The 22,390-nt window shown below is 41.2% G+C and carries 24 protein-coding genes and 2 riboswitches; of the genes, 10 read left to right on the top strand and 14 right to left on the bottom strand.

The features are described from left to right. Nucleotides 1–44: 44 nt before the first annotated feature. From ACQKMF_RS15370 to ACQKMF_RS15340, 7 genes are all read right to left on the bottom strand, one after another. Complete coding sequence (locus ACQKMF_RS15370) at nt 45–182, bottom strand: hypothetical protein (protein ID WP_402941560.1); 138 nt, start codon at nt 180–182, stop codon at nt 45–47. 31 nt (nt 183–213) lie between these two features. Beyond that, nucleotides 214–402 carry a hypothetical protein gene (locus tag ACQKMF_RS15365; protein ID WP_034314269.1) on the bottom strand — a complete coding sequence of 63 codons (189 nt, stop codon included), beginning with the start codon at nt 400–402 and terminating at the stop codon, nt 214–216. A 109-nt stretch (nt 403–511) separates the two neighbouring features. After that, nucleotides 512–2,275 (bottom strand): oligopeptide ABC transporter substrate-binding protein, encoded by a 1,764-nt coding sequence (gene opp4A, locus ACQKMF_RS15360; RefSeq protein WP_402941557.1) that lies wholly within the window; start codon nt 2,273–2,275, stop codon nt 512–514. Nucleotides 2,276–2,294: 19 nt separating this feature from the next. After that, nucleotides 2,295–3,194 carry an ABC transporter permease gene (locus ACQKMF_RS15355; RefSeq protein WP_402942924.1) on the bottom strand — a complete coding sequence of 300 codons (900 nt, stop codon included), beginning with the start codon at nt 3,192–3,194 and terminating at the stop codon, nt 2,295–2,297. Nucleotides 3,195–3,215: 21 nt separating this feature from the next. Next, entirely contained in the window at nt 3,216–4,181 is a 966-nt protein-coding gene (gene opp4B / locus ACQKMF_RS15350; protein ID WP_101224465.1) for an oligopeptide ABC transporter permease, read from the bottom strand. 15 nt (nt 4,182–4,196) lie between these two features. Beyond that, entirely contained in the window at nt 4,197–5,123 is a 927-nt protein-coding gene (locus tag ACQKMF_RS15345) for an ABC transporter ATP-binding protein (protein ID WP_101224464.1), read from the bottom strand. Beyond that, the gene (locus ACQKMF_RS15340) at nt 5,101–6,126 is read right to left on the bottom strand and encodes an ABC transporter ATP-binding protein (RefSeq protein WP_402941553.1); all 1,026 of its coding nucleotides are present in this window, start codon (nt 6,124–6,126) and stop codon (nt 5,101–5,103) included. The genes ACQKMF_RS15345 and ACQKMF_RS15340 overlap by 23 nt, the downstream gene beginning before the upstream one ends. A 494-nt stretch (nt 6,127–6,620) precedes the next feature. On the opposite strand from ACQKMF_RS15340, the gene ACQKMF_RS15335 reads away from it, so the two are divergent. Further along, a complete protein-coding gene (locus ACQKMF_RS15335; RefSeq protein WP_101224033.1) occupies nt 6,621–7,256 on the top strand; it encodes a Bax inhibitor-1/YccA family protein in 636 nt (211 codons plus the stop codon). A 201-nt stretch (nt 7,257–7,457) separates the two neighbouring features. On the opposite strand, the gene ACQKMF_RS15330 is transcribed toward ACQKMF_RS15335, so the two are convergent. The 3 genes from ACQKMF_RS15330 to ACQKMF_RS15320 form a co-directional block, all read right to left on the bottom strand. Next, nucleotides 7,458–8,000, bottom strand: coding sequence for an acyl-CoA thioesterase (locus ACQKMF_RS15330; protein ID WP_101224034.1), 543 nt, complete (start codon nt 7,998–8,000; stop codon nt 7,458–7,460). 130 nt (nt 8,001–8,130) lie between these two features. Further along, the gene (locus ACQKMF_RS15325; protein WP_402941549.1) at nt 8,131–8,670 is read right to left on the bottom strand and encodes a M15 family metallopeptidase; all 540 of its coding nucleotides are present in this window, start codon (nt 8,668–8,670) and stop codon (nt 8,131–8,133) included. A gap of 68 nt (nt 8,671–8,738) precedes the next feature. After that, nucleotides 8,739–9,221 carry a DinB family protein gene (locus tag ACQKMF_RS15320; protein WP_402941546.1) on the bottom strand — a complete coding sequence of 161 codons (483 nt, stop codon included), beginning with the start codon at nt 9,219–9,221 and terminating at the stop codon, nt 8,739–8,741. A 204-nt stretch (nt 9,222–9,425) separates the two neighbouring features. Here ACQKMF_RS15320 and ACQKMF_RS15315 point away from each other — a divergent pair, with 204 nt between their 5' ends. Beyond that, nucleotides 9,426–11,243, top strand: coding sequence for an ABC transporter ATP-binding protein (locus ACQKMF_RS15315; protein WP_427573921.1), 1,818 nt, complete (start codon nt 9,426–9,428; stop codon nt 11,241–11,243). A gap of 42 nt (nt 11,244–11,285) precedes the next feature. Here ACQKMF_RS15315 and ACQKMF_RS15310 read toward each other — a convergent pair whose 3' ends face one another. Further along, entirely contained in the window at nt 11,286–11,987 is a 702-nt protein-coding gene (locus ACQKMF_RS15310) for a GDSL-type esterase/lipase family protein (protein WP_157831080.1), read from the bottom strand. Nucleotides 11,988–12,208: 221 nt separating this feature from the next. Between ACQKMF_RS15310 and ACQKMF_RS15305 the strand changes: the two genes are divergently transcribed. After that, nucleotides 12,209–12,715, top strand: coding sequence for an N-acetyltransferase family protein (locus tag ACQKMF_RS15305; RefSeq protein WP_427573918.1), 507 nt, complete (start codon nt 12,209–12,211; stop codon nt 12,713–12,715). Nucleotides 12,716–12,783: 68 nt separating this feature from the next. Here ACQKMF_RS15305 and ACQKMF_RS15300 read toward each other — a convergent pair whose 3' ends face one another. Beyond that, the gene (locus ACQKMF_RS15300; protein ID WP_402941538.1) at nt 12,784–12,978 is read right to left on the bottom strand and encodes a Spo0E family sporulation regulatory protein-aspartic acid phosphatase; all 195 of its coding nucleotides are present in this window, start codon (nt 12,976–12,978) and stop codon (nt 12,784–12,786) included. A 253-nt stretch (nt 12,979–13,231) separates the two neighbouring features. After that, nucleotides 13,232–13,420 carry a Fur-regulated basic protein FbpA gene (locus ACQKMF_RS15295; protein ID WP_034314291.1) on the bottom strand — a complete coding sequence of 63 codons (189 nt, stop codon included), beginning with the start codon at nt 13,418–13,420 and terminating at the stop codon, nt 13,232–13,234. A 175-nt stretch (nt 13,421–13,595) separates the two neighbouring features. Beyond that, nucleotides 13,596–13,700: riboswitch (SAM riboswitch) on the bottom strand. 157 nt (nt 13,701–13,857) lie between these two features. Beyond that, nucleotides 13,858–13,963: riboswitch (TPP riboswitch) on the top strand. An 89-nt stretch (nt 13,964–14,052) separates the two neighbouring features. Between ACQKMF_RS15295 and tenA the strand changes: the two genes are divergently transcribed. From tenA to thiE, 5 genes are read left to right on the top strand one after another with little or no spacing between them, the layout of a single operon-like run. Continuing rightward, the gene (gene tenA / locus ACQKMF_RS15290) at nt 14,053–14,742 is read left to right on the top strand and encodes a thiaminase II (protein WP_260356979.1); all 690 of its coding nucleotides are present in this window, start codon (nt 14,053–14,055) and stop codon (nt 14,740–14,742) included. A 15-nt stretch (nt 14,743–14,757) separates the two neighbouring features. Further along, the gene (gene thiW / locus ACQKMF_RS15285) at nt 14,758–15,279 is read left to right on the top strand and encodes an energy coupling factor transporter S component ThiW (RefSeq protein WP_402942921.1); all 522 of its coding nucleotides are present in this window, start codon (nt 14,758–14,760) and stop codon (nt 15,277–15,279) included. Continuing rightward, a complete protein-coding gene (gene thiD, locus ACQKMF_RS15280) occupies nt 15,248–16,054 on the top strand; it encodes a bifunctional hydroxymethylpyrimidine kinase/phosphomethylpyrimidine kinase (protein ID WP_402941536.1) in 807 nt (268 codons plus the stop codon). The genes thiW and thiD overlap by 32 nt, the downstream gene beginning before the upstream one ends. Further along, nucleotides 16,051–16,866: a hydroxyethylthiazole kinase gene (gene thiM / locus ACQKMF_RS15275; RefSeq protein ID WP_402941533.1), complete on the top strand. Its 816-nt coding sequence runs from the start codon at nt 16,051–16,053 to the stop codon at nt 16,864–16,866. The genes thiD and thiM overlap by 4 nt, the downstream gene beginning before the upstream one ends. After that, nucleotides 16,847–17,479, top strand: coding sequence for a thiamine phosphate synthase (gene thiE, locus ACQKMF_RS15270; protein ID WP_230177651.1), 633 nt, complete (start codon nt 16,847–16,849; stop codon nt 17,477–17,479). The genes thiM and thiE overlap by 20 nt, the downstream gene beginning before the upstream one ends. 39 nt (nt 17,480–17,518) lie before the next feature. On the opposite strand, the gene ACQKMF_RS15265 is transcribed toward thiE, so the two are convergent. After that, nucleotides 17,519–18,724, bottom strand: a complete 1,206-nt coding sequence (locus ACQKMF_RS15265; protein ID WP_101224043.1) for an MFS transporter — start codon at nt 18,722–18,724, stop codon at nt 17,519–17,521. Nucleotides 18,725–18,996: 272 nt separating this feature from the next. Here ACQKMF_RS15265 and ACQKMF_RS15260 point away from each other — a divergent pair, with 272 nt between their 5' ends. Both ACQKMF_RS15260 and ACQKMF_RS15255 read left to right on the top strand, forming a co-directional pair. Further along, nucleotides 18,997–20,484: an aldehyde dehydrogenase family protein gene (locus ACQKMF_RS15260; protein WP_101224044.1), complete on the top strand. Its 1,488-nt coding sequence runs from the start codon at nt 18,997–18,999 to the stop codon at nt 20,482–20,484. 293 nt (nt 20,485–20,777) lie between these two features. Continuing rightward, nucleotides 20,778–22,010 carry an aminopeptidase gene (locus ACQKMF_RS15255; protein ID WP_402941529.1) on the top strand — a complete coding sequence of 411 codons (1,233 nt, stop codon included), beginning with the start codon at nt 20,778–20,780 and terminating at the stop codon, nt 22,008–22,010. Nucleotides 22,011–22,390: the final 380 nt, after the last annotated feature.

Genomic DNA, 22,390 nt, shown 5'->3' with positions numbered 1-22,390 from the left:
TTTAACATATTTAAAGACCGCCAAAAGGCGGTCCTTTAATCGATTTAACTCATAAAAGCCAGGACAGGCAACATGGCCATAACTAATGTTGATATTCCATATAACGCTATGTTCTCCATATTCACTCTTCTTTTCCACTTATCGCGCCATACTTTGTATCTGTCCATATCTTCGTTCCTCATAAAAAAACCTCCTTCATGATGAAAGTTCAACTTACTTCAACTGTCTTTGTTTGTTGGACATTTCCTTCATATATTCCAAGAAGGCAATTCTCTTTTCGTCTGGATAGGCTACAATGTCTGCAATGATTTCCTCTTCGAGAGGTTTCAGTAAACGGCCAACCGATTCAGTAAACAATATTTCTAACTCTCTCTTTGTTTCATTAGGATTTCTCACTTCCATCAATATCACCCTTCCAATTACTTACTATTATCTATATAACCTTTATCCTCTACATTGAAACGCAAAAAAATCGACCGCCCATAAAGGCAGCCGATTTTCATCAATTAAATTACTTCGTTACCCCGACATTATGCCACTGATATTGGCGGCCAGCGAGATAATCATAACCTGTCACGCGTTCATTCACTCCCGCCAATTGATAACGGAATAATGTCGGAATGACCGGAACCTCTTCATGGATCAATTCCTGCCACTCATTATACGTATCGATTCGATATTGATCATCGAAGGCTTCCTCTGAAATCCCTTTAGCAAGAAGCTCATCATTTTTTTCACTCACCCAGCGGGTATAGTTAAATTCTGCAGATCTGGACCATATTCCTGATGGATCCGGATCGGAAGCGACACCCCATGCAGCTTGATAAATATCCACTTTATCATTATCCTTTTTCAGCAGGTCGTAGAATGAATTGAACTCATGCAGCCTTCCATCCTGCAATTCTACGTCCAAACCAACTTGTTCCCATTGTTGGATATAATATCTTGCTAGTGGCTCAGAAACATCGGAACCGCTCATGGAAGCAAAGTTGATCTTGAACTCTTTTCCGTCTGCATCTTCACGAATGCCATCATTATTCGTATCTACAAATCCTGCTTCATCCAAAAGTTTTTTAGCTTTTTCAGGATTATATTCATATGGTTTTACATCTTTATTGTTATATTTAAAGTTCGGTGTAATGACAGAGTTGGCAGGGAAGCGAAGGCCCTTGAACATCTTTTCGCCAACTTCTTCATTATTGATGGCATAAGCCATCGCCTGACGAAGGCGTTTGTCACCGAATTTCGGGTTCTCATCCATAACGTTTTCTTCTTTTTCCTTATCATAATGACCGAAGTTGAAACCAATATAGGTATAGGCTAATTCAACTTTCCCCAATAATTCGACATTATCCAATTCCTTGGCCTGATCATATTGCTCAGCCAGGACCTCCGCTACATCGAGATCACCATTTTCAAGTGACTTGACGACAACGGACGGATTCACGACTTTTAATGTGACACTGTCTAATTTAGGTTCACCGCGGTAATAATCTTTATTAGCTTCGAATTCGACCGCTTCCCCTTGAACGATTTTCTTCACTTTGAATGGTCCAAAACCAATCGGGTTTTTACGGATCTTATCCGAAGATTCCAACTCTGCAATCGGAACATCTTTTAAGTATTCTTTATGAAGCGGGTATGTCCATAATCCAGTCGTGACGGAAGGATTCGCTTTTTTGAAAGTGAAAGTGATTTTCTTGTCGTCGACTTTAATGCCTGAAATCTTGTCCGCTTTCCCTTCATGATACTCTTCCATACCCTCAATTAAAGCCATTTGTTCATCATAGCGTACACCCTTGTAATCCTTGCTTCCCATGACAAGGTATGCATATTCTAAATCAGCGCCTGTCACTGGTTTTCCATCATGCCATTTTACATTATCCTTAATCGTCAGCGTGACCGTTTTATGATCATCCGAAATCTCATAGGAAGCGGCACCTTCATTTGTATATACATAGTTTTCGTCTGTATCCAATAAATCCTCATCAAAGAATGTGATAACTTGGTTATCGGGTTCGCCTTGATAGAAAACCTTGTTTAATATCCCTTCAAACGGGGTATCGGATACCAAACCATATGTCAAATGGCCGCCTTTAATCGGCTCTCCTTGATTCGTCGTCTTTGTCGGGAATTTAGAGGTATCGACCTGTTCGACATCTTTCCCTTTTTTCTCTTTCGTTGACGATTTCTCCGTATCATCCGAACATGCAGCAAGCAGTAGAGACGAAATGGCCAATGCACTTAATACCTTACTGTAGCTTTTGATTTTCATATCATACACTCCCCTTTTTTTATGCTCTTCTTTGTCTAGCATCGGCTGCGCGTTTTAACGCTTGACCAACGAAATTTATACTCAGCATCAACACTAAAATCATGAGTGATGCGGGTACCCATATCCACCACTTGTTTTCCAGAACATCTGGATTACGAGCATAACTGATGAGCGTACCTAAACTCGGTGTGCTCTCCGGAAGACCGAACCCTAAGAAAGTCAAACTGGATTCTAAGCCAATATTGCCAGCAAGGTTCAAAATGAAGTTAACGATGATCAGTGAACTGACATTGGGCAGAAGCTGAAACAGGATTATTTTCCAATGTGGCGTCCCGAGTGTCTGTGAGGCGTGGATATAATCCAGCTCACGCTCTGACAAAGCCTTTGAACGAATCAGCCGGGCCTTGCCTGTCCATAAAAACATCGTCATGATTAAAATGAAAACATATACATTGAAGATCGGTACAATCGTGACTACAACGATGATGAACATCAATTGCGGCAGTGCAATCACGAAATCGATAACGCGCATGATCACATTATCGGTTGCCCCGCCGAAGTAGCCAGCCAGAAGCCCTAATGATAAACCGATGATAGCCGTGAATAATGTAATGAATAAACTGATCGTGAATGAATTTCTGGTACCTATTATCAGTTGTCCGAATACGTCCCGGCCGCCATAATCGGTTCCAAGCCAATAGTCTGAAGATGGTTCCATATAAATGGAGAGAAAATCGACCTTGGCTATTTCCTTGGCGTCCATGAAGAACGACGCACCGTAAACAAAAATCAATATGGCTGCTAATATGATCAATGAGCCCATGGCAAGCTTATCCTTTTTGATTTCCTGCCAGATGATTTTGATTCCTGAAGGGCTCACATCTTTCACTTGTATGTTCTTTCCCGTTTCTACTTTCATTTCCATACGCTCACCCCGCTCCTATTCTATCCGTATGCGCGGATCGACCGCACTAAGTATGATGTCCGAAAGAAGAGTGCCAAGCAGAGTGGCAAATCCCGTCATCATGACGATGGCCGTGACAACGCTGAAATCCCGCAGGCTGACTGAACTAAGGAAAAGCTGCCCCAGACCCGGATAACTGAAAATGGTCTCGATTATGACCGCGCCGCCGATCAATCCGGTAATTTCATAACCTAAGAATGCCGCTATCGGTAAAAAGGAATTTCTCAGGATATGCCGTGAATATACTTTTGATTCAGGCACTCCCTTCGAACGCGCAGTCCTTACGAAATCCTTGATTTTATTATCGATGATTTCATTTCGCAAATATTGGATCGTACTTGTTGTTGCAATTAAAGCTGTACTTAAAGCTGGTAAAATCAAATGATTGATCTTGCTTACAACATAGGCGAATGTTCCTTCATCCACTTTTGAATCGACACTGCCGCCAGACGGGAACCAATCCAGGGCAAATCCGAAAATGAATAACATGATTAAAGCAAAAATGAAAATCGGCGTGCCAAATCCTACATAGCTATAACCCGTAACGGTTTTATCCACCCAGGTATCGTTATACCTTCCGCTAAGTATGCCTAATGGAATCGCAAGCATATATGTAAAGATAAGCGTGACCAACGCCAGGAACACCGTGTTCCAAAGCCTGTCTTCTATAACATCCATGACGGGCGTCTTATGTGTATAGGAAATACCGAAATCCCCCTGTACTGCATTGGATGCCCACCTTATATATTGTTGGTACCAAGGGTCATTCAAACCCAGTTCTTCCCTGATCCTATCAAGCTCGGCCGGGTTGGCCCTAGGATTGATTTCCTGACCTGACAGTGCATCTCCCGGCATTGCTTTTGCCATCATGAAAACGATGATGCTCAATAAAAAGAGCTGCGGGATCATAACTAATAAACGCCTTAGGATAAACTTCCACATATTCCTTACACCTCCTTATTGTAATGCGACTCTATGTGTCGATGAGATTGGCTTCAAATCGTAGGCACGTCCATCCTCATCGAAATATTTTGAGTAGGTAGACTCATATTCCGAGGTGAGTTTCTTTCTAAGCTGCACTTTATCTTCGCGAACTTCCGGCTCTAAATCCGGAATGGCGGCAATCAGGCGCTTCGTGTATATATGTTGCGGATTTTCATAGATTTCCTCGCTTTTGCCTTCCTCTACCAATCTACCGCGATACATAACTCCCATCCGGTCACACATATGCCGGATTACACCTAAGTCATGACCGACAAATAAATAAGTCAAATTGAACTCCTGTTGGAGATCCTGAAGGAAATTCAATACCTGTGCCTGAACGGAAACATCCAGTGCTGACACCGGTTCATCCGCAATGATCAGTTTAGGTTTCAATGTCAAAGACCTGGCAATCCCAATACGCTGGCGCTGCCCCCCTGAAAATTCATGAGGATACTTGTGAATCGACTCCGGACTGAGCCCGACTTTGTCCAAGAAGTCCTGGACGATTTTCTTTTCCTCTGAAGGTGATAACCGTTCAAAGTTCCTCAGCGGTTCGGCAATGATGTCCAGTACCCTCTTCTTGGGATTCAATGATGAATACGGGTCTTGGAAAATCATTTGGATATCTTTTCTAAATGGTTTAATTTCTTTTCTACTTAAAGATGCTAAATCCCTGCCTTCAAACAGGATTTGTCCGGATGTGACATCATTCAGCTTGACCACTGCCTTGCCTGTCGTGGACTTGCCGCTTCCGGATTCCCCGACCAAACCATATGTTTCCCCTTGCTGTAACTCAAAGGAAACACCGTCCACGGCCTTTACGTGATCAACCACCCTTCTGAAAAAACCGCCCCTTATTGGAAAATGCACTTTCAGATTATCTAATTTGAGTAATGTCATGGGCCGATGCATCTCCTTCAGCTTGAAAATAAAATTCTTTATAGCACGTACAGCGCACAAAATGATCATTGCCCACTTCGTGAAGCCGGGGTGTCTCTTCATGCGCATGCTTAGATATCCAAGGAATCCTATCTTGGAAGCGACATCCTATCCGATCCATTTTCGCTATCGATGGAACGATTCCCTCGATAACGTGCAAACGATTTTTCTCGTTTGCAGCCGAAGGAATCGAATTTAATAACGACCTTGTATATGGATGCAGCGGATTGTTGAATATCTCTTTAACACTTCCCGTTTCCACTACCTGACCTGCATACATGACAACGATCCTGTCAGCGACCTCTGCTACGACGCTCAGATCATGTGTAATTAAGATGATCCCCATTTTTGTCCTGCTTTGGATATCCTTCAGCAGATCAAGTATTTGTGCTTGAATCGTAACATCGAGTGCCGTCGTGGGTTCATCTGCAATGACCAGTGCAGGATTGCAAGCAATGGCAATCGATATCATTGCCCTTTGCCGCATTCCGCCCGAGAGCTCATGCGGATATTGCTTGTACGTCCGTTCAGGATATGGAATTCCCACTTGTGTCAAAAGTTCAATCGTCCTATTCTTTTTTTCAGCACTGGAGAGTTCAGTATGGTAATCAAGATTCTCCTCGATTTGTTTTCCTATGGTCATGAGCGGGTTCAAAGCCGTTAATGGTTCCTGAAATATCATACCCAATTCCTTACCACGGACTTTATTCATTTGCACATCATTCAACTTTAGTAGATTTTGACCTTTATAATTGATATTTCCTTCTGATTTCGTTCTCTGCTTATTATGTAATTGCATGATAGATAAGGCCAAGGCACTCTTTCCACAACCTGATTCTCCAACAACTGCTACAATTTCATTTTCATTCACCGTAAACGAAACATCATCCACCGCCGCATGATATTTGCTACCGATTCGAAATGAGGTAGTTAGGTTCTCTATTTGTAAAATAGCTTTCTTCATCCTTGCTCCCCCTAAACTATTTTATCGGGAAAATAATTAATCTTCTGATAATTAGTTAGAATTTTAATCAATTTTTTACATTTATACAATAGTTTTTATAGAAAATAATCACATTTTTTTCATTTTTTATAACTTTAGGAATAATTTTCTGCAATAAAAAATCATTTCCTTTATAACTGTTATACAGTAAAGTTTTGAAGTCCGATTAAATATATAGAATAAATAATTTTGAATTTATTATTTCAAGATATCTTTTTTAAAGATTATGCCCATTTATTGACCTTGTCGTTTTACGTACTGCGGAATGGTTCCAATTGAAGTATTTTAATATTTCAGAAAAATTAGTATATTTGTAAGAATATCATAAAAAAGGTAATTACTTCATATATATTTCATTACTTTAAAAAAAAACACCAAATTTTCATGTAATGCAATGAAACCTTTTTAAAACAGATTCGTAGAAAACGGTAGAAAATAAATGATGAGGTGATTGAATGTATTCACAAACTGTACAAACTTATATGCCGTCCGTCATGCGGACGTTCGCTTTATCACTTGCCGTTTCCGTTTTAGGGATGGCTCTCGGCACTCTTGTACCGCCATCGTTGTTTCTTCCGTTAGCGATACTTGAGATCGCCATGTTGATTGGAGCATTCATATTGCGGAGGAAAAAAGCCATCGGCTACACATTTTTGTATAGTTTCACGTTGATTTCTGGAATTACGACCTATCCGATCATCGCACACTACCTAGCTGCTGCAGGGGCAAATGTGGTGATCCTGGCAGGTGTTACGACGACAGTCGTATTTGGAGGGCTGGCGATTTATGCCACAACCACCAAAAGGGACCTTTCTTTCTTGGGAGGAATGTTATTTGCTGCCTTGCTAGCTTTAGTTGTCATTAGCATTTTCAACATCTTCTCTCCATTAAGCTCTACAGCCATGCTGGTCTTTTCCTTTATCGGGATTTTAGTTTTCAGTGGTTATATTTTATATGATTTCAATCGTATGAAGCATTACGGGGTAACAGCCGAAGAAGTACCGCTCATGGCCTTGAATCTATATCTTGATTTCATTAACCTATTCATTAACATCTTGCGCTTCTTTGGTATTTTAGCAAGCGATGACTAAAGTGCTAATAGTATAAATCCTAACAAGATAACATAAGAAAGACGCTTGGACTTATCCAAGCGTCTTTTCACATTTCTTTCCCATACGGTTAAGCTGTAAGATGGTAGTAGTGATTTCCCCAAAACTCCTGGCAATGAATAAAATACCAAATCATGAATTTGGTCTCAATCATTAATAAGAACGGCAGAAGGGATGCGTATCTTATTTATATAATCCTGGATTTGATTGATCGGTCCATGGCAGTTTCACACCGAAAGTGCTTGCAATGAACTGTGTATCTTCCCTTCGTTTTTTCCTAATTTGGGCCCGTTGTTTTGCTGATTCATTTAAATTCATTTCCATCTCTGTTTCAGGAACCAAACGCGGAACCGGAATTGGTTTACCTTCTTCATTAATGGCAACAAATGTCAAGAATGAAATGACACATAAATTCCGGGCTCCTGTAACTAAATCCTCTGCAACCACCTTTACGATGATTTCCATTGATGTTCTGCCAGTATACGTCACGAAGCTTTCAAGGCAAACTGCATTTCCTTCGTGAATAGGGTGCAGGAAATCGACAGAATCAGTTGATGCAGTAACGACGTTGCTTCGAGCATGACGCATGGCTGATATAGCCGCTACATCATCAATGTATGCCATTAATTTGCCTCCGAACATCGTACCAATATTATTTGTATCCGGCGGGAGGACAAGGCTTGTTTTTATGACCAAAGAGTCCCGGCAATTTTTTGTTTCTTCCATGGTGACTGCACTCCTTTATGTCTGATTCTCACTAGTCCACTTTATCGAATTCTTACCTGTAAAGCAATTCACATGCTTATTTTCCTGCTATTAGTCAAAATTATGCGGCTTATAATGAAGCCAACCGCTTTCACTGCCCTTTTGGCTGCTTGCCTTGCTGCAGCTCACGCAGGCTTAAGCCAAATGTCATTTGTAAATGCGGATAATCCTTGAACCCTGCCCAATCCCCTCCCCAATCGAAACCTAACCCTTTAGCGATGGTTACGACTTCCATCCAATCCGACTTTCCATTATCGTTGCCGTCATAACTCATATCCCAAATGGCCTCGCCTTGTTTGTTAAGGAGGGCAAAATCTATCGCCAAACCGAAATTATGCAGCGATTCGCCACCTCTTGCATTCGTTACGATGTTGCCCGAGTCTGATCTGCCCTTTTCATAGAGTTCATTTTGCTCGGCTAAAGACCGGAACCCCGCCGTAATGATAACCGGGATGCCTTTGTCATTAGCCAATTGAATGAGCTCGTCCTTTTTTTCGGCGACGATCGGATTCAGCTCGTCAGTCAGTTCGATTTCATCCAGATCAGGAGGAAGCATATACTTGAACAAGAGCCCCAGTAACAATCCTAAAAAGCCCAATACCAAAAATGTCCTTACCCAAGTGGCTTTCACTGAAAAATCCTTCCTTTACGAATATCTGTCTGAAAGTGAAAAACTCAACCAAGACGGATGAGTTTCTTCTATAACTTTGCTTTCAATTCTTCAATTTGCAATAAATGCCGTTTTTCATGAAGTCCCACGAACGGGATCCATTGCTTCAAGCTTAAATCTTTAAACAAAGGATGTGGTAATGACTTTTGTTCGAGATCAATTTCCTTTGCATGATCAACGACCTGTTCAAAAGCTTTTCGGGATTCGGACAACTTTTCCTTAACTTCACTCAAAGTTTGGTATGATTCTGACGGAATGACAAATGGCGGCGCCTGGACCTTCACTTCACGATTTAAAGTAAGCTCGATCGGTTTATCCACAGCAGGAATGCTATCGTTGCTTTTCAATTTATCGGATATGCTCTTTGTTATGGCCCTCTCCATTAAATATAAATGATCCAATACCTGGATGATGCTCCATCGTCCAGGTTCAGGATGGGCGTTCAGCTGTTCATCCGATAGTCCGTTGACCGCATTTAAAAGCTCTTCCCTGATTTTTTCATTTTCATTCATTTTTAGCATCTCCTCTTATAAGCCTCGCTAATCTCCTTTAATTATTCCATTTCATATAGGAATGTGTAAAATAATAATACTTTTTGACAGAAACGAACCGATTAAAAGTTGTCTATTTTTTGAAAAGCTCTATCATAGTCATTAAGGTAAAATTCAAATGACTTTCAAAATTCATCATAGATAGTCTAAATAGGAGTGATCGCTATGAGTGGAGGACATATTCCATTCAGCCACAAAGGCCGCAGTTCCATGCATGCAATACCTTCAAAAGGAAGCATATGGTTGATGCTCAAACAAATGTTCAATCGGGTACCATTCAAATGGAAGTTTTGCACTTTGATATTATGTATCATGCTTTTCATTTCATTGCTTGAGTTCTCCATTCCCCAGTTGACGCAGTTTACGATTGATAAAGTCATTCCCGAAAAAAGATATGATTTGTTGATCTGGATTGGCACAGGAATTCTTTGTGCCAGCATCTTATTGGCGTTACTGAACTACTTTAACAGCTATATCGTTTCCAAGGTCGGTCAAAGAGCTATTATGGATATACGGAATAGCATGTATGACCACATTCAAACACTGGATATGAAATTCTTTGACAAAAATCGAACTGGTGACTTAATGTCCCGGTTGACCAATGATGTCAATTTACTGCAGCAGCTCATCTCTTCGAGCATGCTCCAAGTCTTGACGGACACGGTGACTTTCATTGCCGTGGCGGTATATATGCTTTTCATTAACTGGAAGCTGACCATTGTCCTTCTTTTTATATTCCCTTTCATGTTCTATATCACAAGGGTATTCGGGAAACGCATCAGGATGTCATTTAGGTCTGTGCAAAATTCCGCAGGAGATGTCAGCAACCAGTTACAGGATTCCATTTCAGGAATGCGGCTCATTCAATCTTTTACGAATGAAGAATTCGAATCAAGGCGGTTTGCCGAGCGTAATCAGGAAAATATGGCTGCAAACATTAAGTCCGTTCGGCTACGTTCCATGTTCGGTCCGATTATTGATTTATTGAACAATATCGGCCTTGTAGCAGTCATTGTGTTCGGTGCTTGGCAAGTGATGGAAGGTGAATTCACAATAGGATTAATCGTGGCCTTCCTCGCCTATTTGAGGTTGCTGCAGAGTCCCGTTCGCAATTTTAGCCGTGTCATCAGCATTGTCCAGCAATCAGCCGCCGCCTTTGAGCGGATAACTGAAATATTGGAAACACAACCTGAAATAAGTGACAAGGGAAATGCCATTGAACTCCCTTCCATAAAAAAGCAAATTGAATTTCAAAGTGTTAATTTTTCTTATGATGAGAATGTTCCTGTGCTCAGCAGTTTAAACCTGACCATGAAAGCTGGTCAAGTAACCGCTCTGGTCGGCTCCTCTGGTGCAGGAAAATCGACCATCACGAGCCTTTTGATCCGATTTTATGATCCGCAAGATGGAACAATCAAAATGGATGGCCATGATATCAAAAATGTATCACTGAAATCATTAAGGGGACAAATGGGAGTTGTCTCCCAGGATATCATTTTATTCAACGGTTCCATCCGTGATAACATCATGTATGGAAAACTTGATGCTACAGATGATGAAATCATCGAATCCGCCAAAGCGGCAAATGCGCATGACTTTATCAGTGCCTTTCCTGATGGTTATGATTCTCAAATTGGAGAGCGCGGAGTCAAGCTTTCAGGCGGACAAAAACAGCGCATTGCCATTGCCAGGGCACTTTTGAAAAATCCGCAAATCATCATTCTCGATGAAGCAACGGCGGCCTTGGATACAGAATCCGAGCAATTGATACAGGAAGCTTTGTCACGTTTATTGATAAACCGGACTTCAATTGTGATTGCACATCGTTTATCGACCATTCATGATGCCGATCAAATAATCGTTCTGGAAAAAGGGCAGGTTCATGAAAAAGGAACACATGAACAGTTATTGCAAAACAATGGCAGATACAAGCAGCTCCATGACTTGCAGTTCCCTCAACTAAAAGCCATATTAAATTCCTAGAAAGCAAGAATGCACAGAATGCCTTTCTGTGCATTCTTGCTTTCATTTGAAATCATAACTTTCCAAAACCCGATTCGCAATGAGCTGATACCCTTTTTCATTCGGATGTAACTTATCACTGAAATACTCTGATTTCTTTTTATCTTCAAAAAGATCATTCGTAGGAATGAATAACATCCTATTGTCTTTATCCGCTATTCCCTTTATTGACTGGTTATAATCGCGAATATGCTTTTCAAGTTTTTGATTTCCTTTAATTGGGTTATATAGTCCCACTACCAAAATATCAGCTTTATCGTTTGCCTTTATGAGTGTTGACGTAATCTTTTTCAGATGGCTGATATACTCCCGTTTACCCTCATTGATTTTTCGATCACTTATTTTCTCCAAGTCCCCGCCGTTACTATTGATCAAGTCATTCGTTCCGATATAAACGATGAAAGTATCGGCTTCATCAAGTTTCGTTTTAATGCGGTAATCATCAAGCTGTTTCATCACCCCATCCGTTTCCTGCCCTTTTATACCGTAATTCCAAAAACTCACTTTTTGTTCCGATTCCGGGTTATTCAATTCATCCTCCAGGCCTTCTATATATCCTTCTCCGTCCTTATCCCCTTTTCCATAGGTTAACGAATCTCCAAAAGCCATCACCCTTTGCACATCTTCCGACTCCGAGGCCTGAAATTCATATGCAACAAAACATATAACCAGTACTATAATCAAAAAAACTGACAATTTTTTCATTTGGTTCTCCTCTGCCTTTTTACTAGAAGTATTTAATCCTTTACATACCCAAAAAATCTGCAGACTTAACATAAAAAAGGAATTGTCAGATAAAGAGTAAAAAGTGTATGATAATAAAAAACTTTCAATGGATTGGGTGTCAATTCACCGTCCCTTAAACAAAAAAACGGGATTACCCTTCATTCTGGAGATTGAATAAATGATAGTTAGGAGATTACATCATGGAAGAGCTCATAGAGTTTAGAGAGGCAGAACTATCTGATTTACCTAGAATTGTTGAAATATATAATTCGACAATTGCTTCAAGAATGGTCACGGCAGATACGGAGCCTGTATCCGTCCAATCGAGGGTTAAATGGTTTGAGGAACATCATTCAGAAAGTAGACCGCTATATATCATTACTATAGAAGGGAAAACTGCTGGATGGATAAGCTTTCAATCCTTCTATGGCCGACCGGCATATAATTCCACTGCCGAAATCAGCATTTATATTGATGATTATTTCCGGGGAAAAGGAATCGGACAAATTTCGATTCAAAAGGCAATTGAATTGAGTCCAAAATTAGGTATTAAGACTATATTGGGTTTCATTTTCGCCCACAATATACCTAGCCTTAAGCTTTTTTCCAAATTCGGGTTTGAAGAATGGGCACATTTACCTCAAGTTGCCGAGCTGGATGGCATTGAGCGGGATTTGATCATTCTTGGTAAACGTGTCGATATTTAATATAATTTTTTAGAGCTATTGCCTTGAGCAGTAGCTTTTTCAAATTAATACAGGTCGAATTGGCTAATTTAAAAATACCGATATGCGTTTTGGAGGGAAAAATATTCTGACTCACTTTTACTTGCTAACGCATTTAATAGCGTATCCAATTCTTGACTGGCCTGAACAGTAAGCAGACTTGTTAAGCCGTAACTTGCTGCCAATTTGATCATTTCCTGTCTCTTTTCTTCTACCCTTTCTATAGTTACTTTACGGCAAGGCATTATATGCCACCTCCCATTTATTCAATTTTTTTACACTTTCATCATAATTAAACTACTAGTTAAAATCAACTATTTTACAGAAATAAAATGTGTTATTTTATAGGTCAAATGTGATAAAACACCTACTTTTTTCTTTAATTATGTATATTTTATGTCATTTTCTATTAAACGCAAAAAAGCATCCACTAGTGTATACTGTGAATGCTTACATCATATCCCTTATCCAAGAGCCCAAAATATAGTCCATCGCTTACTATGTCATCCATTCAGAAGGTGACTCGTTATTAGGTCTATTTATAACAATCTTATATTCATCTTCAAGCACTTTTAATGGGGCATCATAAAGGTGCCTTTCATCAGAGGTTTTGTATACTCCATTGGCCAATAGCTCTTCAATGAGCTTTGCCTTCCTCTGTTCAATCCTCTTAAATAATTCTGCCATGTAAATGGCTCCTTTCCTAGTCATCCTAGAGCCTGCTTCTAGTTAGCTAACTTTATCAACTTGTTTGATTTTCACCAAATTATATATACCTTTTCTATTATGTCACTAAACGTTATTTCCCAAAAATAAAAGCCCCTTCTAATTCAAGAAGAGGCTGACTGTGTCCGTACGGCTCTTCTTATCTTCCAAGCATATGCTTGTTGGATTTAGCACAGTTCCCAAAATGGGTCCGCTGCCGAGGTTTCTTTGGGCCAAGTCCCTCCACCTCTCTGGATAAGAATTCGATATATAAATGATGTAGAAATGATTCTACCCTAATAATTATCAAAAGTCAATTACCTGGTTCTCCCTTTTTTTCTGGACATTACATGCTCCCTCTTCAAATACGGGTTGCATTTTCTTGTCTTTCTGATATGATGTCAGTAATTACATACAATTCACACCACTAGGGGAGTCTTTTTTAAGACTGAGATGGAAATAGTTTCCGGACCCTTTGAACCTGAACCGGCTCATACCGGCGGAGGGAAGTGGATGATATCGTCCATTTACAGACTATATCCATCTACCCCGTTCCGTATTCAGGAACGGGGTTTTTCATTATCTATGGGAACCATTCTAAAGGAGGATGAACAATGGAGAATATTAAAACAGAAACATTCAGTGATAGACTTCATGCACGGGCAAAAGAGATTTGGAAAAGGAATCATTCACATCCCTTTGTCCAGGCAATTGGAAATGGTACGCTTCCTGAAAAGAAATTTGCCTATTACATGAAGCAGGACTATATCTATCTCATGGATTATTCCAAGCTCTTTGCTTTAGGTGTCATCAAAGCCCATAACATCGAAACCATGGCAAAGTTTGCGAGTATTTTAAATGAAACCCTTCAAGTGGAAATGGATATCCATCGGCAGTATGCTTCCGAATTCGGGATCAGTTCCAAGGAATTGGAAGAAACAGAACCTACTCCCACCACTCTAGCCTATACAGGTTACATGCTAAATGCAGCTCAGCATGGGACATTGGCAGACTTGATCGCCTGTCTCCTGCCCTGCGCTTGGGATTACTATGAAATAGGTTTGCTATTAAAAGAACAAAATGGAGCAGCATTGGAAAACAATCGCTACGCAGATTGGATAAGGTCCTATTCATCACCTGAATTCGGGGAAGCACACAAGTGGCTGATCGCATTGTTGGAAGAATTGACGGAAGGCATGCCAGAAAAAGAACTTCTTAGATTAGAAAAGCACTTTTTGGTTACTTCCCGATATGAATATTTATTCTGGGATATGGTTCAAAATGAGCAGGATTGGCCGCTGTAGGTCGCAGACATGATGATGAATCCTATCAAGAAACTGACGTTGACTGCCATGATAACGGCTATAACGACACTGACCAGTTCATTTATTTTCATCCCTGCAGGATTTGCAAAGGTCTTTCCTATTCAGCATCTGGCAAATGTCCTCACGGCCGTTCTATTGGGGCCTGCTTATGCTGTGACACAAGCTTTCCTAGTTTCCATCATTAGAAACATTTCTGGTACCGGTTCAATATTCGCCTTTCCCGGGAGCATGATCGGTGCACTTTTGGCTGCCATCCTTTATCGAAAAACACAAAGCTTAAAATTCGCTTGTTTAGGTGAAGTGATCGGGACCGGCATTCTCGGTTCCATGGCCTGTTATCCACTTGCCATCCTCCTATTAGGAGAAAAAGCTGCTCTTTTTGGTTTTTTACCGGCTTTTATGCTCAGTTCATTCGCAGGTGCGATTCTAGCTTTCATATTACTTAAAATACTTTTAAAAAATAATTATATGAAGGGGTTTTTTTATGAAAACAGCATTAACCATCGCCGGCTCTGATTCAGGAGGCGGTGCTGGAATACAAGCGGATTTAAAAACATTTTCTGCACATGGGGTCTTTGGAATGTCTGCCATAACAGCAGTAACCGCACAAAATACAATGGAAGTCCGTTCAGTACAGCCAATTGAAACAGCTATCATATCGGACCAAATTGCAGCTATATTTGAAGATATTCCTGTCGATGCAGTAAAAATAGGCATGCTTGGATCAAAAGAAATCGTGGAAACAGTCGCTGCGTCCCTTAAAACCTTCATGCCTGCCATCGTTATCCTTGACCCTGTCATGATTTCCAAAAGCGGCCACCATTTGCTCGACGAAAAGGCTGTCTCCGCCTTAAAAATGGACTTACTTCCATTTGCAACACTTGTAACACCAAATGTACCGGAAGCGGAAGTGCTTACTGGCATGTCGATTCGGACGAAACAAGATTTCTACAAGGCATGCATTTCAATACAAGAAATGGGTCCCAAAGCCGTTTTACTTAAAGGGGGCCATGCAGCGGGAAATCCAAATGATCTTTATTATGATGGGACTGACTTCCACTGGATCAAGGGAGAGCGCATACATACAAAAAACACTCATGGTACGGGCTGTACCCTATCATCCGCCATTACATCAAACCTGGCAAATGGACTGCCCTTGCAAGAGTCGATCGAACAGGCCAAGACTTATATTTCTGAAGCGATACGCAATAGTTTTTCAATCGGTAAAGGTCATGGTCCTGTCCATCATTTTCATTCATATTCAAAAAAAGAACGGAGTGACTTAATATGAAGGTTTCCGCAGCCGATTTATTCGTGAAGGTAAAAGAAAGAAAACCACTCGTTCACCAAATCACCAACTTTGTTACGGTCAACGACTGTGCAAATGCCACCCTTGCCATCGGTGGTTCACCAGTGATGACATCGAGCCCAAGAGAAGTGGCGGATATGGTCAAATTAGCGGATGCATTGGTCCTGAATTTCGGTACGATCGATGATAAAGCCTTGGAAGCAATGGAGATTGCCGGTAAGACGGCAAATGACCTGGATATCCCGGTCATTTTGGACCCGGTGGGAGTTGGTGCCACCGCCTATCGATCAGAGCAAGTTAAAGAGCTCCTAAGTAAGGTTACTTTCCACATCATTCGCGGCAATGCAAGTGAGATCCTTTCATTGATGGGTGGGGATACCGTTACTCGCGGGGTGGATTCGGAGGAGCTTGCGGTCAGCAATGCAGAGCTGGCTGCTCGAGCCGCAAATAAATTGAATTGCATCGTCGTGGTCAGCGGAGCGAAGGATGCGGTCAGCGATGGAAAACGTACGTCCATCATCGATAACGGGAACCTGCTATTAACTAATGTTACAGGTACCGGTTGTATGTCCACTGCTCTTATCGGCACTTTTTCCGGAGTCACCGATGATTTCTATTCTGCGGCGATTGCCGGTATCTCAACCATGAGCATTTCAGGGGAACTAGCTGCCAAAAACCTTCAAGAGGATGAAGGAACAGGAACGTTTCGTGTGCGATTAATCGATGCAATATCAAGAATGGATAAGGAAATCTGGATGCATGAGGTGAAAATAAATGAAGAAATCCCAAATTGATTTAAGCCTGTATTTGGTTACGGAAGAGTCCCTGGCAATAGAAGAATTGACCAAAATCATTGCAGAATCGGTTTCAGGAGGAGTCTCGATCGTTCAGCTTAGAGAGAAAAATAATTCCTCCCTCTCCTTTTATAATAAAGCTTCTGCATTAAAACAGTTATTGAACGAGCTGTCCATTCCCCTTATCATCAATGACCGGGTGGATATAGCACTTGCTGTTGCAGCGGATGGAATTCATATTGGGCAAGATGACCTTCCACTGCCTGCCGTCAAAAAAATGGTTCCTGAAGATATGATTGTCGGTGTATCTGTTTCCAATCTTGAAGAGGCTCTAGAAGCCGAACGAAATGGAGCAGATTATATCGGAGTCGGTTCCGTTTTCCCTACAAAGACCAAACAAGATGCAACCTTAATGGCAATTGGGGATCTGGAGGAAATTTGCCGCAGCGTATCAATTCCCGCCGTAGCCATCGGGGGTATCACGGCCGATAACATTTCCTCCCTTTCTGCTAGCGGGCTGTCAGGTACCGCAGTCGTATCAGCCATCATGAATGCAGAAAGTCCTAAGACTGCCTCCGAATCCCTTTTAAAAATCATAAAGGACTTTAAATAACAAAAGGATGGGGACTGAATACAGCCCCCATCCTTTTGTTTATGTCAAAACGGTATTCTTTGTTTCCTTCCCAAAAGCTACGGCAACTGCCCCCACTAAAATAGCAATTGTGAAAATGGTGAAAATCGATGAAATCGGGGTGCCGGCAGCAACTAAATACCCTACAAGCAACGGCCCCAGGACACCGCCGATCCTGCCGATCCCTGCGGCTAAACCAGCACCTGTACCACGAACTGCTGTGGGATACTGCTCAGGAGTATACGCATAAAGCGCACCCCATGCCCCTAGGTTGAAGAAAGATAGGAACATTCCGGAAACTATCAGCAGTGCCAGCCCCTCTGCAGACCCAAAGAAAAAAGCACTGACTGCCGTTCCAATTAAGTATGTAATCAAAACGAATTTACGTCCAAACTTCTCTATCAGCCATGCAGCTGAAAAATAGCCCGGAAGCTGTGCAAGCGTCATGATCAATACATATTCAAAGCTTTGGATCATGCTGAATCCTTTTAGGACCATCACACTTGGCAGCCATAAAAACATCCCATAATAAGAAAAGACCACGCAAAACCATAGAACCCACAACACAAGGGTCTGACGGGAGTATTCCTTTTTCCAGACACTTTTCATATTGCTTAATACAGATGGTCTCTGCTTTTTTTCAAGTTCCGTATACTTCGGTGAATCCGGCAGTTTCAAGCGCAGATACAGCGCATATAAAGCGGGTACGGCGCTCAATAACAATGCAACCCTCCAACCATAAGCCGGTATGATGAAATAAGATATGAGAGCTGCCAAAATCCAGCCAACCGCCCAAAAACTTTCAAGAAGGACGACGACCCTTCCCCTTTTACTCGCTTCAACACTTTCAGAGACCAACGTCGAGGCAACCGGAAGTTCCCCTCCAAGTCCCATTCCAATCAAAAATCGCAATATCAAGAACAAGCTGAGTGTACTGACTGCTGCAGACAGGCCACTTGCGATTGAAAACAATAATAATGTAATGATAAAGACATTCTTCCGTCCGACCCTGTCGGCCATCGCACCAAAGAATACGGCTCCAACAGCCATTCCTATGGAGTTTATGCTCCCAATCCAGCCAACCTGCTCACTGGTTAAGTTCCAGTCCTGTCTTAAAGCTACTATAATGAAAGAAAGCATACCGACATCAAGTGCATCGAACATCCATCCAAGACCCGCAACACCAAGTAACTTACGCTGCGATATCATTTTCGCATCATTTCCCATATATTCCTCCTGAAGAACTTTAGACCTTCTTGTTATTTTATCCTTATTCATTTTAACTATTAACTTTCATTTTTGCTATAGTAAATACACATGTCATGACAAAAAAATACTTCATTTTTAAAATGATGAAGAAACCTTGGATATTCTGTCGAATGTTATAGATTGAATATTCCCTTTTTTTCATTTATCATAAAAATTGGCATAGATCATAGCGTTAACAATAAGTCATCATGTTTTGCCCAAGATAACCATTTTATTCAGGAGGGTAATTAATGACAAATCTAACGTTAGAAGTAAGTGGAAAGCTGCAAAAATTTTTAACAGGACCAAAAAAGCTCTATATTAATGGCCAGTTTGTAGAAAGTGCTTCAAAAAAAACCTTCTCCACTCCTAATCCTGCTACAGGACAAAAACTTGCCGATGTTTATGAAGCTGATAAAGAAGATATCGACTTAGCCGTCAAAGCTGCACGCAAAGCATTCGATGAAGGTCCTTGGTCAAGGATGAGCGCGGCTGCACGCAGTAGGCTTATGTATAAACTAGCCGATTTAATGGAAGAAAATAAAACTGAACTAGCTCAATTGGAAACGTTGGATAATGGGAAACCAATCAATGAAACGACCAATGCCGACATTCCTTTAGCGATAGAACATATGAGATATTTTGCTGGCTGGTCCACCAAGATTGTCGGGCAGACCATTCCGGTAAGCGGAAATTATTTTAACTACACAAAACACGAGGCTGTTGGTGTTGTCGGCCAAATCATCCCATGGAACTTTCCGCTTCTTATGGCGATGTGGAAACTGGGAGCGGCACTCGCTACAGGTTGTACAGTCATATTAAAGCCTGCTGAGCAAACACCGCTTTCCGCTCTTTACCTGGCTGAATTAATAGATGAAGCCGGTTTCCCTGATGGTGTCGTCAATATCGTTCCCGGTTTTGGTGAAACCGCCGGACAAGCACTTGTCGACCATCCGCAAGTAAATAAAATTGCATTTACCGGTTCGACCGAAGTTGGAAAATTGATCATGCGCTCCGCTTCATATTCATTGAAACGGGTAACATTGGAACTTGGAGGGAAATCGCCAAACATCATCCTGCCTGATGCTGATTTCTCGAAAGCCATCCCTGGAGCTTTGAATGGGGTCATGTTTAACCAAGGTCAGGTATGCTGTGCCGGTTCAAGGGTTTATATTCAAAAGAAACATTATGATAATGTTGTTGCCGATATGGCCAGCCATGCAAAAAACATCAAACAAGGGATAGGTCTGGATCCAAGTACACAAATTGGACCGCTTGTTTCAGAGGAGCAGCAAAATCGGGTAATGGGTTATATAGAAAAAGGGAAAAACGAGGGTGCGGAAGTTCTTGTCGGCGGAAATAAACCGGGTGAACAAGGCTACTTTGTTTCTCCTACTATATTCGCTGGTGTTGAAGAGGATATGACGATTGCCAAAGAAGAGATTTTCGGACCTGTCATAGCGGCAATGCCATTCGAGGATTTAGATGATGTCATTAACCGTGCAAATGCCAGTGAATATGGATTGGCTGCCGGCTTATGGACAAGCGATATAGCCAATGCCCATTATGTTGCAGGAAAACTCCGTGCCGGTACAGTATGGGTGAACTGTTATAACGCGTTCGACGCAGCTTCCCCTTTCGGCGGCTACAAACAATCCGGAATCGGACGTGAAATGGGTTCTTATGCACTGGACAACTATTCTGAAGTGAAAAGCGTCTGGATTAATTTGGGCAAGTGATTTTTTGACTATTAAGAAAGAGGGTCTCAAAGAGGCCCTCTTTCTTTCAGTCCAATGATCCACTGTACAGAATCCTTGAATTATTCAACTATTCAAACCTTTTCAATAGTCTTTCCTTCTTTAGTTTTGGTAAAATGCAAGATAGACAAAATAGCTGCTGGAGCCTGAGCGAACTTATGTTGCAAATGAACCCTTCGTATACTATTAATTTTTACATCAGAGTAAAAAGTTTCTTTTTTATATCACAATAAGTACAATTATAAATGTAGAAAATGGAAAAGGAGTTTTGAATGATGAGTGATTTTCAAACGAATTTAGAAAAATATGCAGAACTTGCCGTAAAAGTCGGCGTAAACATCCAACAAGATCAAACCCTGGTCGTAAATACAACATTAGAGGGCGCTGACCTTGTGCGTCTCATTGTAAAAAAGGCATATGAGAACGGTGCGCGCAATGTCATCGTTAATTGGAATGATGATATTGTTTCACGCACCAAATATGAACTGGCTCCGGATGAGGTGTTCCACGAATATCCAAAGTGGCGCGCAGAAGAAACGATCGAACTTGCAGAAAATGGAGCTGCCTATCTATCCGTCATCTCCTCCAGCCCTGACTTATTAAAAGGTGTAAAGCCTGAAAGGATTGCCAACTTCCAAAAAGCATCAGGGACGGCACTTAAGAAGTGGCGTCAGTATATGCAATCCGATAAAGTGAGCTGGTCCATAGTTGCCGTCCCTTCAAAGGCTTGGGCTGATAAAGTATTCCCTGAAGAAGCAGAAGGAAAACGTGTTGATCTGCTATGGGAAGCCATTTTCAAAGCAGTTCGTGTTGATGTTAAGGATCCTGTAGATGCCTGGAAAAAACACGATGATACCCTGCATGAAAAGGTTGATTACTTAAATGATAAGCATTACCAAAAATTGCATTACACGGCTCCTGGAACCGATTTGACTATCGAGTTACCCGACAAACATCTTTGGGTCGGGGCAGGAAGCGTTAACGTACAGGGTCATGAATTCATGGCTAATATGCCAACCGAAGAAGTGTTTACAGTTCCATTGAAAACAGGCGTTAACGGTACGGTTTCCAGTACGAAACCACTTAGTTACGGCGGAAACATCATCAATAATTTTTCCGTGACGTTTAAGGAAGGACGAATCATTGAAGTAAAAGCCGAAGAAGGGGAAGAAATCCTAAAGCAATTGGTTGAAACGGATGAAGGTTCACACTACCTTGGGGAAGTGGCACTTGTTCCATTCAACTCACCGATTTCCCAATCGAATGTTTTATTCTTCAATACATTATTCGATGAAAATGCATCAAACCATCTCGCTATCGGAAGCTCCTATGCTTTTTGCATTGAAGGCGGAAAAAACATGAGTCCAGAAGAGCTTGCAGAAAATGGACTCAATGAAAGCCTTACACATGTCGATTTCATGATTGGATCGGAGAAAATGAACATCGACGGCATCAAACAGGACGGCACTTTGGAACCTGTCTTCCGTAATGGGGATTGGGCGTTTTAAGAAGAGCTTTGATCTATTAGGGTTTTGAACGTCTAAAACCTTGAGTGTTCAACAGAAATGGTCACTATTCATCAGCCGCGTGTTTCTGCATACTAGGAAGCACGCAGCTATTGATATAACGTAATTTTGAATAGTTGTATAACCAATCCGCTTTGAAAATATTCTATATTACCAAGTCTAGGGTTAATACAACATTTATTAAAGCTAATATAAGTTTTGATATGTACTACCGCTACATTCAATTTCATTTGAATCGACAAGTCTTGAATAAATTGATCAAATGGTAATTTAATCGGATCAACTCCAGCTAGAAATTCACTAAGATAATGTTCCGCTTCCTACTTAACATTCCTGTATTAGTAAAATTGATAAAACCACCA

This window comes from Peribacillus sp. NPDC101480 (assembly GCF_050277335.1).
Taxonomy (GTDB): Bacteria; Bacillota; Bacilli; order Bacillales; family DSM-1321; genus Peribacillus.
This window is presented reverse-complemented; position numbering and strand designations above follow the sequence as displayed.

Bases quoted from the DNA above. Each gene is read 5' to 3' on its own strand.
- ACQKMF_RS15295 (WP_034314291.1), bottom strand. From the start codon at position 13,420: ATGGCAGAATTATTTAAGAGGATTGAACAGAGGAAGGCAAAGCTCATT.
- ACQKMF_RS15370 (WP_402941560.1), bottom strand. From the start codon at position 182: ATGAGGAACGAAGATATGGACAGATACAAAGTATGGCGCGATAAGTGG.
- ACQKMF_RS15320 (WP_402941546.1), bottom strand. From the start codon at position 9,221: ATGAATGAAAATGAAAAAATCAGGGAAGAGCTTTTAAATGCGGTCAAC.
- ACQKMF_RS15355 (WP_402942924.1), bottom strand. From the start codon at position 3,194: ATGAAAGTAGAAACGGGAAAGAACATACAAGTGAAAGATGTGAGCCCT.
- ACQKMF_RS15365 (WP_034314269.1), bottom strand. From the start codon at position 402: ATGGAAGTGAGAAATCCTAATGAAACAAAGAGAGAGTTAGAAATATTG.
- thiM (WP_402941533.1), top strand. From the start codon at position 16,051: ATGAAGGTTTCCGCAGCCGATTTATTCGTGAAGGTAAAAGAAAGAAAA.
- tenA (WP_260356979.1), top strand. From the start codon at position 14,053: ATGGAGAATATTAAAACAGAAACATTCAGTGATAGACTTCATGCACGG.
- thiD (WP_402941536.1), top strand. From the start codon at position 15,248: ATGAAAACAGCATTAACCATCGCCGGCTCTGATTCAGGAGGCGGTGCT.
- ACQKMF_RS15345 (WP_101224464.1), bottom strand. From the start codon at position 5,123: ATGACATTACTCAAATTAGATAATCTGAAAGTGCATTTTCCAATAAGG.
- ACQKMF_RS15305 (WP_427573918.1), top strand. From the start codon at position 12,209: ATGGAAGAGCTCATAGAGTTTAGAGAGGCAGAACTATCTGATTTACCT.
- thiE (WP_230177651.1), top strand. From the start codon at position 16,847: ATGAAGAAATCCCAAATTGATTTAAGCCTGTATTTGGTTACGGAAGAG.
- ACQKMF_RS15310 (WP_157831080.1), bottom strand. From the start codon at position 11,987: ATGAAAAAATTGTCAGTTTTTTTGATTATAGTACTGGTTATATGTTTT.
- ACQKMF_RS15315 (WP_427573921.1), top strand. From the start codon at position 9,426: ATGAGTGGAGGACATATTCCATTCAGCCACAAAGGCCGCAGTTCCATG.
- thiW (WP_402942921.1), top strand. From the start codon at position 14,758: ATGAATCCTATCAAGAAACTGACGTTGACTGCCATGATAACGGCTATA.
- ACQKMF_RS15300 (WP_402941538.1), bottom strand. From the start codon at position 12,978: ATGCCTTGCCGTAAAGTAACTATAGAAAGGGTAGAAGAAAAGAGACAG.
- ACQKMF_RS15265 (WP_101224043.1), bottom strand. From the start codon at position 18,724: ATGGGAAATGATGCGAAAATGATATCGCAGCGTAAGTTACTTGGTGTT.
- opp4A (WP_402941557.1), bottom strand. From the start codon at position 2,275: ATGAAAATCAAAAGCTACAGTAAGGTATTAAGTGCATTGGCCATTTCG.
- ACQKMF_RS15335 (WP_101224033.1), top strand. From the start codon at position 6,621: ATGTATTCACAAACTGTACAAACTTATATGCCGTCCGTCATGCGGACG.
- ACQKMF_RS15260 (WP_101224044.1), top strand. From the start codon at position 18,997: ATGACAAATCTAACGTTAGAAGTAAGTGGAAAGCTGCAAAAATTTTTA.
- ACQKMF_RS15330 (WP_101224034.1), bottom strand. From the start codon at position 8,000: ATGGAAGAAACAAAAAATTGCCGGGACTCTTTGGTCATAAAAACAAGC.
- ACQKMF_RS15340 (WP_402941553.1), bottom strand. From the start codon at position 6,126: ATGAAGAAAGCTATTTTACAAATAGAGAACCTAACTACCTCATTTCGA.
- ACQKMF_RS15255 (WP_402941529.1), top strand. From the start codon at position 20,778: ATGAGTGATTTTCAAACGAATTTAGAAAAATATGCAGAACTTGCCGTA.
- opp4B (WP_101224465.1), bottom strand. From the start codon at position 4,181: ATGTGGAAGTTTATCCTAAGGCGTTTATTAGTTATGATCCCGCAGCTC.